1 protein-coding gene is annotated in these 1,577 nt (G+C 70.4%); it reads left to right on the forward strand.

The features are described from left to right. Nucleotides 1-12: 12 nt before the first annotated feature. On the forward strand, nt 13-1,577 hold a 1,565-nt coding region (gene acs / locus ACGFX4_RS41320; RefSeq protein WP_393086388.1), incomplete at its 3' end, for an acetate--CoA ligase.

Genomic DNA, 1,577 nt, shown 5'->3' on the forward strand with positions numbered 1-1,577 from the left:
GAGGAGTGCGCGTTGAGCAACGAGAGCCTGGCCAATCTGCTCAAGGAGGAGCGGCGCTTCGCCCCGCCCGCGGAGCTGGCCGCTTCGGCCAACGTCACCGCGGACGCCTACACCCGGGCCTCCGAGGACCGGCTCGCGTTCTGGGCCGAACAGGCCCGCCGTCTCGACTGGGCCGTCGAGCCCACCGAGACCCTGGACTGGTCCAACCCCCCGTTCGCGAAGTGGTTCGCCGACGGCAGGCTCAACGTCGCCCACAACTGCGTCGACCGCCACGTCGAGGCCGGCCACGGCGACCGCGTCGCCATCCACTTCGAGGGCGAACCCGGCGACAGCCGCACCATCACCTACGCCCAGCTCAAGGACGAGGTCTCCCGGGCCGCCAACGCCCTCACCGCCCTCGGCGTCACCAAGGGCGACCGCGTCGCGGTCTACCTCCCCATGATCCCCGAAGCCGTCGTCTCGATGCTCGCCTGCGCCCGCATCGGCGCAGCGCACTCCGTCGTCTTCGGCGGTTTCTCGGCGGATGCGGTGGCGTCGCGGATCGCCGACGCGGACGCGAAGCTGGTGATCACCGCGGACGGCGGCTACCGGCGTGGGAAGCCCTCCGCGCTCAAGCCGGCGATCGACGAGGCGCTGACCAAGGTCGACGGGGTCCGGAAGGTCCTGGTCGTGCGGCGCACCGGGGAGGAGGTGGCGTGGACCGAGGGTCGTGACGTGTGGTGGCACGAGCTGGTCGACGCCCAGAGCCCCGTGCACGTGGCGCAGGCGCACGACGCCGAGCAGCCGCTGTTCATCCTGTACACCTCCGGCACGACGGGGAAGCCGAAGGGCATCCTGCACACCTCGGGCGGGTACCTGACGCAGGCGGCGTACACGCACCACGCGGTGTTCGACCTGAAGCCGGAGTCGGACGTGTACTGGTGCACGGCCGACATCGGCTGGGTGACCGGGCACTCCTACATCACCTACGGGCCGCTGGCCAACGGCGCGACCCAGGTGATCTACGAGGGCACCCCGGACACCCCGCACCAGGGCCGGTTCTGGGAGATCGTGCAGAAGTACGGCGTCACCATCCTCTACACCGCGCCGACCGCGATCCGCACCTTCATGAAGTGGGGCGACGACATCCCGGCCCGCTTCGACCTGAGCAGCCTGCGGATCCTCGGCTCGGTCGGCGAGCCGATCAACCCCGAGGCGTGGATCTGGTACCGCGAGCACATCGGCGCCGGGAAGACCCCGATCGTCGACACCTGGTGGCAGACCGAGACCGGCGCCATGATGATCAGCCCCCTCCCGGGTGTCACCGAGACCAAGCCCGGCTCCGCCCAGCGGCCGCTGCCCGGCATCGCCGCGACCGTCGTCGACGACAACGCCGTCGAGGTCCCCAACGGCTCCGGCGGCTACCTCGTCCTCACCGAGCCCTGGCCCTCCATGCTCCGCACCGTCTGGGGCGACGACCAGCGCTACATCGACACCTACTGGTCCCGCTTCGAGGGCAAGTACTTCGCCGGTGACGGCGCGAAGAAGGACGAGGACGGCGACATCTGGCTGCTCGGCCGGGTCGACGACGTCATGCT

The organism is Kitasatospora sp. NPDC048365, assembly GCF_043200835.1.
Lineage (GTDB): Bacteria > Actinomycetota > Actinomycetes > Streptomycetales > Streptomycetaceae > Kitasatospora > Kitasatospora terrestris.